We start from the raw sequence: 6,979 nt of genomic DNA, 5'->3' as shown, positions 1-6,979 counted from the left end.
AAAAAGGCGATCCAGAGATACGGCGATTAGCACACATTGCCGCCATGACCGCGTCTCGCTCGCCTCACTGGAAACCCTTTTACGAGTCGTACCTGACCAGAGGATTTTCAAAAACCCAAGCGTTGGTGGTGCTCGCCCGCAAGCTTTGCCGAGTGGCATTTGCCCTGATGAAAAATCAGGACGAATACCAGCCGAAGCCTATGTTGCAGGGTTGTCCTGCAACATAGAATCTCCCACAGTCGCATCAATCCCGGACATGGTTGTTATCAATCCAGGCGACTATCCCAAAGCCGGCACAGCCTTTAGCCTTGCCCGCACTCCTTACTAGTCATTGACGGAATTCCCATGACCGCCAACTCCCCCGCCCTGACCCGAGGCATGGTCCTGCTGTTCGCCTTCTGCTGCGGCGCCATCGTTGCCAACCTCTATTACGCTCAACCCATCATCGACCTGATCGCCCCCGACGTCGGCTTGTCCAGCACCATGGCCAGCCTGATCGTCTCGCTGACCCAGATCGGTTACGCCCTGGGCCTGTTCTTCCTGGTGCCGCTGGGCGATCTGCTGGAAGACCGCCGGTTGATGATCCTCACCACCCTCGTGGCGATCGCCAGCCTGTTGGGTGCGGCGTTCACCGATCAGCCAAATGTGTTCCTGCTGGTTTCGCTGCTGGTGGGGTTCAGTTCAGTGTCGGTGCAAGTGCTGATTCCCCTGGCTGCGCATCTCACCCCGGAAGCGTCCCGGGGTCGGGTGGTGGGTGGGATCATGGGTGGGTTGCTGCTGGGGATCCTGCTGGCACGGCCGGTCTCCAGCGTGGTGGCGGATTACCTTGGCTGGCGCGCGATGTTCATGATCGCGGCGGCATTGATGGCGGCGATCAGCCTCGTCCTGGCGTTCACCGTACCCAAGCGCCAGCCCGACCACAGCGCCACCTACTGGCAACTGCTGGGCTCACTCGGCACCTTACTGCGCCAACAACCGTTGTTGCGCCAACGGGCGCTTTACCAGGCCTGCATGTTCGCCACGTTCAGCCTGTTCTGGACTGCCGCCCCCCTGGAGCTTGCGCGTAACCATGGGCTGTCCCAGACCGAGATTGCCCTGTTCGCCCTGGTCGGTGCCATCGGCGCCATCGCCGCCCCCATTGCCGGGCGACTGGCCGACGCCGGTCACACCCGCATCGCCTCGCTGCTGGCGATGCTCTTTGCCAGCCTGAGTTTCCTGCCGGCGTTCATCCATCCGCTCTATAGCGTCATCGGCCTGGCAGTCACCGGCGTGGTATTGGACTTCTGTGTGCAGATGAACATGGTGCTGGGCCAACGCACCATCTATGCCCTGGATGCCAAAAGCCGCGGCCGGCTCAATGCCCTGTACATGACCAGCATCTTCGTCGGCGGTGCCTTCGGTTCGTCGATTGCCAGCGCGGTGTACGAGCATGGCGGCTGGCTGTGGGTGGTGATCATTGGCAGTGCTTTCCCGCTGCTGGCCCTGCTGCGCTTTCTTGGTACGTCACAGAAGCACGCCTTGGCAGCGGCCTGAGATAGAAGCCCGGCGGGCGAAACCTGCCGGGCGCCGCAGCGGAACCGTCAAACCCGCACGTTGCCTCGCGGCCCGGCAATCGCCCAGATGATCAGACCCAATACCGGCAACAGCAGGATCAGCAGTACCCAGAGGATTTTCATCCCGGTTTCCGCGCCACTCTTGAGTACATTGATGATCGCCCAGATATCGAGCGCCAGGATGATCAGGCCAACCAGGCCATTGAAGGTGGAACCCATGGTGTCGCTCCCAAGTGATGACATGCACACTTAGGATAGTCCGCCTCCAGCGAGGGTTCCGTTGGATTGCTTCAGACGTGGACCGCGATCTTGAGGGCTTCCAGGGCGGGCGCCACGGCGATGCCGACTTGCGCGCCCAACTCCAGCACCCGCGGCACGTCGTTGCCGTACACCAACACCATCTGCAATTCATCGTCGAGCAGTTGGCTGAAGTTCATCAGCACGTAGCCGCCGTTTTCCTTGTTCAGGCTGCTCATCTGGATCTGGATGCGGTTGAGCGCCGTCAGCGCTTCGGTTTTCGCCAGTTGCGTGGGCTTGAGATTGAATGCCACGCCGGGGCCGAAAGACGCGACGATCTGCTCGAACAACTGCACATAGGTGTCGGCCTGGAACAGTACGGTGTCCGGCAAGCTGCCGACGACCACCCATTCACCCAGGGGAATCGGAAAGGTGTCGTCGTAGTTGATGTCCGGGTTGGCCGCCAGGAAAGCCGCCGGATCGGCATAGGCCTGGGCTGCTTCGTCGGCAATCCTTTCAATGTCGGCATCGCCCAGGCAGCCGGAGCTGATTTTGCTGATGAGTTCGACGAGTGCGGCTTTCATTGGGTGGATCCTTTAGCGAGGGATTACTGTGGCGAGGGGATTTAGCGAAGCGTCACACGGCCCCGCTGGGCTGCGAAGCAGCCCCCAATTCTGACACACCGAGTGGTCAGGGTGCGGGGCGGGCGACATTTCGCTAAATCCCCTCGCCACAAAAGCAGCCTCAACCCAACAACTTCTCCAACTGCGCCGTGGTATCCACCGCCCCCATGGTCCGAGCCGCATCGAGGGCCGAGACACCGTTGGCGTCCTTGGCCTTCGGATCCGCGCCTTTGCCAATCAGATAGTCGACGATTGCCACCCGGTTGAACATCGCCGCCATCATCAGCGCCGTGCGGCCATCGAAGGACGCGCCTTCCACCTGTGCGCCACCGTCCACCAACGCCGAAACCACCGCCAGGTCGCCCTTGAATGCCGCACCGGCAATCGGGCTCTGGCCGTTGTCGTTGCGGATTTCCGGATCGGCCTTGTGTTCCAGCAACACTTTCACCGTTTCCACGTGACCGTGATAAGCGGCCAGCATCAGCAAGGTGTCACCCTTGTGGTTGCGCAGGTTGGGCGGCAAGCCTTTGCTCAGCAAGGCCGCCATCATCGCGGCGTCCCCCTGGCGCGCCACGTTGAACACCTGTTCGGCAAATTCCGCGGCCTCTTCCGGGGTCATCTGGCGGCTTGTATCGGACATGGGGTACTCCACTTGAGTCTTCGAGAATGCGGCTAGTTTCCCGAGCGACGCAGGGCCTGTCATCCCCTTTTTCTCTGTACCTGTTATAGCCACAATCAATAGCAGAACCGCCCACCCTGGATCTGCATCGCCAACTGGCGGTCGACCCGCACATAGGTTCCAGTGCCGGGCAGCCAGGCGTAGATCGGCTCATCGTCTATGACGCAGGGGTCGAAGGCTTCGCGCCTGAGCCGGGTCTTGTGGTATTTGAAGGTGTCGGTGATGTCCATCTTCACCTTGATTCGCAGGAACAGTGGCACCGCACCGGCCGACAGCCTGGATTGCAGAAACTGCAACAGTTCGCTGAAATCCAGGGTTGCCAGCGATTCGGACGGGGTGATCGCCGCCATACCGGCGCGCCCGTCGACACCGTTGACCTCCACCCCATAGACCACCGCCTCGGCCACTTGCCGGTGCTGAAGCAAGACGTTCTCCACCTGCGTGGCGGATACGCTTTCGCCCTTCCAGAGGAACGTGTCGCCGAGACGGTCGACGAACTGGCCATGGCCAAAACCCAGGTCACGCAGCAGATCGCCGGTGTTGAGATAAAGGTCGCCCGGGGTGAAGGCATCCCGGTAGAGGCTTTCTTCGTTCCGGGCCGCGTCGGTGTAGCCATCCAGAGGCGCCTTGTCATCGATCCGCGCCAACAACAGGCCAGGCTGGCCCTTCGGCACTTTCTGCAGCCGCCCTTGCAGGTTGCGCAACGGCATCCCGCTGCCCTGGTCGTACCGCACCAGCGCCCAGCCCGTCAGGGAAAACCCGACGGTATTGTCGAAATTCAATAGGTTGCTGAAGCCGATATTGCCGTCGCTGGCCGCGTACAGTTCACAGATGTGCTCGACACCGAAGCGGGCCTTGAACGCAGCCCAGGCGCCCGGCCGCAGGCCAGTGCCGATCATCTTCTTCACATCATGGTGCCGGTCTTCGCCGCTGGCCGGCAGGTCAATCAGGTAGCGGCACAACTCCCCCGCATAACCCAGCGTGGTCGCCCGATGACGGCGTACATCGCTCCAGAACCGACCGGCGCTGAAGGTGCGCCGGATCGCAAAAGCCGACGCACCGCTGATCGCCGCTCCCCAACACACGCACAGTCCCGTGGCGTGATACAGCGGCAAAGGGCAATAGAAGACATCGTCGGGCTGCATGTCCAGGGCAATCAGGCCAGAATGGACGGCCGTGCGCATCCAGCGCCCATGGCGGAACACCACGGCCTTGGGCAGGCCAGTGGTGCCCGAGGTGTAGAGATAAAAACACGGGTCGTCGAAAAATACCTGGCGGCTGCTGGCCGGGTTGGTACTGGGGTAGTCCTCGCTGTTGCCCAGCAGGTCGACGAAACCGCAAGGAACAGCGGCGCCGTGCTCGTCCGCCAGCCACCAGGTGCGAACGCTCGGCAAAGCGGTCCGGCCGCGCACCGCCTCGAAAGCCGGGACCCGTTCGTCCCCCACCACCACAGCGGCCGGCGCAACCAGCGCCAAGCTATGGACCAGCGCGTCGCCCGTTTGCGAGGTGTTGATCATGGCGCTGACCGCCCCGACCTTTGCCGCCGCCAGCAGTGTGATCAGCAGTTGTGGACGGTTTTCGAGAAAGATCGCAATGCAATCGCCCTTGTCGATGCCCTGCGCCAACCAGTAGTGGGCGATGCGATTGGCCTGCTCGTTGACCTGTGCATAACTCAATGAAATGTCGCCGCACAGCAACGCCGGGCCCTGGGGATTACGTTGCGTGGCCTGTTCGAAACTCCAGCCCAGGCCACAGGGCTGGGCCGGGTCCCGGACATTGGCGAGCTTGTGGCCCTTGATGATCCGGGGAACGACTCTGAAGAGCGAAGGCAGCTTGCGCAGCATCATGCCCCAGGTAATGGCGTCGCTGGGTGTACGACTCATGAAACTCCCCGTTCAACCTGCGGGTCTCGGTTCCTGCTCTCGGCTGGCAGCGATGGTCGGTCGAAAGTACCCAGCGGTTGTTCTGCTGTACACGCGGTTTTTGCAATGTTTTGTATCCGCTGCCGGGGACAGGCGAAGCGTGAGCGTCAGGAATCGATTTGGTTCCAAAAATGATTGCCCGACCACGCAAAATGCAGGATGCACGATGGCTATTCATGCAAGATGCACGAAAGCAAAAAAGCTACATAAAATTAACTTATTGTTTTTAAAGGAATTTATAACGAATCCAATGCTGGCATGGTCAGTGCAACTGCTCCTCCACGGTTTGCCACCACCAAGGAGCAGTCATATGAATATGATTCAAGAGAAATTCGCGTCCCTGTTTTCCAACTACGAAGTGACTACACAAGCTCGCCCGGACGGCGGCATCCTGCTGACATTGCGCAATAGCGAAGGCAAACAGTTCAAACGCTCGATTTCCTACGCCCAGTTGCACGCAGGGGACCAGCTGTCCTGGGTGATCAGTGCTATCCGTCGTGACTTGGCCGAACAGGCCAGCGAGCTGCCGCAGATCACCATGCTGCAAAGCCAGCATCGCTTCGCGCTGCCGACTTACCACAGCGCTTGAGCTTGAAGTTCGCCCAGTTGGGCTCCCTCAACTGGGCTTTTGTGGCGAGGGGATTTATCCCCGCTGGGCTGCATGGCAGCCCTAAAACCAGGGGATAAATCCCCTCGCCACAGGGTTTGCGGTGGTCCTTAGAAACCCTCGGGATTTATATCGGTGAAACTTTTTACCGTGACATGCCCCTCCAGCGCTCCTCCCTCCCGAGCCAATCCACACGTCGCCATGCCAGCCCCCCGGGCCGCGTCCAGTTCCTGGACGATGTCCGACAGGAACAGGATTTCATCCGGCGCAATGCCTATGGCCTGGCTGATCCGCTGATAGGACTGCACCTCGCGCTTGGGCCCTGAGGTGGTGTCGAAGTAACCGCTGAACAACGACGACAGGTCGCCGGCCTCTGAACAGCCGAAGATCAGCTTCTGCGCCTGGATCGACCCCGATGAATACACATGGAGCCCGTAGCCTGCCTGATGCCAGCGCTTGAGGGCCTCGACCGCATCCGGGTACACGTGTCCTTTCAATTGCCCGGCCTGATATCCCTGCTCCCAGACCATGCCCTGCAACGCCTTGAGTGGCGTGGCCTTGCGGTCTTCGGCAATCCAGCCCAGCAGAATCGCGATGACCCGCTCGACGTCAGCGTCCGGCTCGCCACTGTCCTGGCGCACCGCCGCCAGTTGCTCGGCCACGTCGCCGCGGTCGGCGTGCTGACGGACAAACGCCGGCAAATGCTGCGCAGCGTAGGGAAACAGCACGTCGAAGACGAAACTGACCGCGCTGGTGGTGCCTTCGATGTCGGTGAGTATGGCTTTGATCGACACGGGCTCAGTCCTCCAGGCGTGGGAAACGGCTGGCGATGTCGTCGCCGGTGAACTTGGCGACCCAGCCTTCCGGGTTGTTGAACAGGCGAATGGCAACGAAGTGCGGATGCTCGCCCATGTCGAACCAGTGCGGTGTGCCCGCTGGTACGGAAATCAGGTCGTTCTTTTCGCACAACACGGCGTAAACGTAGTCATCGATGTGCAGGGTAAACAGGCCACGCCCGGCGACGAAAAAGCGCACTTCGTCCTCGCCGTGGCGATGCTCATCGAGGAACTTGGCGCGCAGTTCGGCTTTTTGCGGATGATCGCTATTGAGGCTGATGACATCGACCGTGATGTAGCCACGTTCGGTCATCAATTGATCGATCTGGCTCCGGTAGGCGGCAATCACTTCGTCCTGGGTCGCGCCTGGCTGGATTTTCGTCGCGGCCTCCCAACGGTCGAAGCGAACCCCCTGTTCGGCCAGGGTCGCGGCGATGTCTTCGAAGTGGGTCAACACCTTGTTCGGGATGTCGGGACTCGAGACGTGGTAAACGGACAGGCTGCTCATGGCAATGGCTCCAG

8 protein-coding genes and 1 pseudogene are annotated in these 6,979 nt (G+C 60.9%); 3 read left to right on the top strand and 6 right to left on the bottom strand.

The window, feature by feature from the left end:
• Together FBX99_RS29050 and FBX99_RS25850 are read left to right on the top strand one after the other, a co-directional pair.
• A pseudogene (locus FBX99_RS29050) lies at positions 1-227 on the top strand (IS110 family transposase); the annotation flags it as partial.
• Positions 228-345: 118 nt separating this feature from the next.
• Positions 346-1,533 carry an MFS transporter gene (locus FBX99_RS25850; RefSeq protein WP_145133338.1) on the top strand — a complete coding sequence of 396 codons (1,188 nt, stop codon included), beginning with the start codon at positions 346-348 and terminating at the stop codon, positions 1,531-1,533.
• A gap of 47 nt (positions 1,534-1,580) precedes the next feature.
• Here the strand turns inward: FBX99_RS25850 and FBX99_RS25845 are convergent, their stop codons facing one another.
• The 4 genes from FBX99_RS25845 to FBX99_RS25830 all read right to left on the bottom strand — a co-directional run bounded on the left by FBX99_RS25845 (position 1,581) and on the right by FBX99_RS25830 (position 4,975).
• A complete protein-coding gene (locus tag FBX99_RS25845; protein WP_041021537.1) occupies positions 1,581-1,772 on the bottom strand; it encodes a PLDc N-terminal domain-containing protein in 192 nt (63 codons plus the stop codon).
• A gap of 71 nt (positions 1,773-1,843) precedes the next feature.
• Positions 1,844-2,374 carry a hypothetical protein gene (locus FBX99_RS25840; protein ID WP_145133336.1) on the bottom strand — a complete coding sequence of 177 codons (531 nt, stop codon included), beginning with the start codon at positions 2,372-2,374 and terminating at the stop codon, positions 1,844-1,846.
• A gap of 160 nt (positions 2,375-2,534) precedes the next feature.
• On the bottom strand, positions 2,535-3,053 hold the full coding sequence (locus tag FBX99_RS25835; protein ID WP_144929614.1) for an ankyrin repeat domain-containing protein: 519 nt from the start codon (positions 3,051-3,053) through the stop codon (positions 2,535-2,537).
• 95 nt (positions 3,054-3,148) lie between these two features.
• Entirely contained in the window at positions 3,149-4,975 is a 1,827-nt protein-coding gene (locus tag FBX99_RS25830) for a long-chain-acyl-CoA synthetase (protein ID WP_145133335.1), read from the bottom strand.
• A 349-nt stretch (positions 4,976-5,324) separates the two neighbouring features.
• Here FBX99_RS25830 and FBX99_RS25825 point away from each other — a divergent pair, with 349 nt between their 5' ends.
• A complete protein-coding gene (locus FBX99_RS25825) occupies positions 5,325-5,603 on the top strand; it encodes a DUF3509 domain-containing protein (RefSeq protein WP_041021541.1) in 279 nt (92 codons plus the stop codon).
• Positions 5,604-5,731: 128 nt separating this feature from the next.
• On the opposite strand, the gene mtnC is transcribed toward FBX99_RS25825, so the two are convergent.
• Together mtnC and FBX99_RS25815 are read right to left on the bottom strand one after the other, a co-directional pair.
• Positions 5,732-6,415, bottom strand: coding sequence for an acireductone synthase (mtnC, locus tag FBX99_RS25820; protein ID WP_144929616.1), 684 nt, complete (start codon positions 6,413-6,415; stop codon positions 5,732-5,734).
• 4 nt (positions 6,416-6,419) lie between these two features.
• Positions 6,420-6,965 (bottom strand): acireductone dioxygenase, encoded by a 546-nt coding sequence (locus tag FBX99_RS25815; protein ID WP_041021543.1) that lies wholly within the window; start codon positions 6,963-6,965, stop codon positions 6,420-6,422.
• Positions 6,966-6,979 lie beyond the last annotated feature (14 nt).

Origin of the sequence: Pseudomonas sp. SJZ074 (assembly GCF_007828215.1) — a bacterium.
Taxonomy (GTDB): domain Bacteria; phylum Pseudomonadota; class Gammaproteobacteria; order Pseudomonadales; family Pseudomonadaceae; genus Aquipseudomonas.
The sequence above is the reverse complement of the archived record's forward strand: the minus strand, read 5'-3'. Positions and strand labels throughout refer to the sequence as shown.

What these genes read in the sequence shown, in the direction of transcription:
- FBX99_RS25850 (WP_145133338.1), top strand. Translation starts at nt 346, where the DNA reads ATGACCGCCAACTCCCCCGCCCTGACCCGAGGCATGGTCCTGCTGTTC.
- FBX99_RS25845 (WP_041021537.1), bottom strand. Translation starts at nt 1,772, where the DNA reads ATGGGTTCCACCTTCAATGGCCTGGTTGGCCTGATCATCCTGGCGCTC.
- FBX99_RS25840 (WP_145133336.1), bottom strand. Translation starts at nt 2,374, where the DNA reads ATGAAAGCCGCACTCGTCGAACTCATCAGCAAAATCAGCTCCGGCTGC.
- FBX99_RS25835 (WP_144929614.1), bottom strand. Translation starts at nt 3,053, where the DNA reads ATGTCCGATACAAGCCGCCAGATGACCCCGGAAGAGGCCGCGGAATTT.
- FBX99_RS25830 (WP_145133335.1), bottom strand. Translation starts at nt 4,975, where the DNA reads ATGAGTCGTACACCCAGCGACGCCATTACCTGGGGCATGATGCTGCGC.
- FBX99_RS25825 (WP_041021541.1), top strand. Translation starts at nt 5,325, where the DNA reads ATGAATATGATTCAAGAGAAATTCGCGTCCCTGTTTTCCAACTACGAA.
- FBX99_RS25815 (WP_041021543.1), bottom strand. Translation starts at nt 6,965, where the DNA reads ATGAGCAGCCTGTCCGTTTACCACGTCTCGAGTCCCGACATCCCGAAC.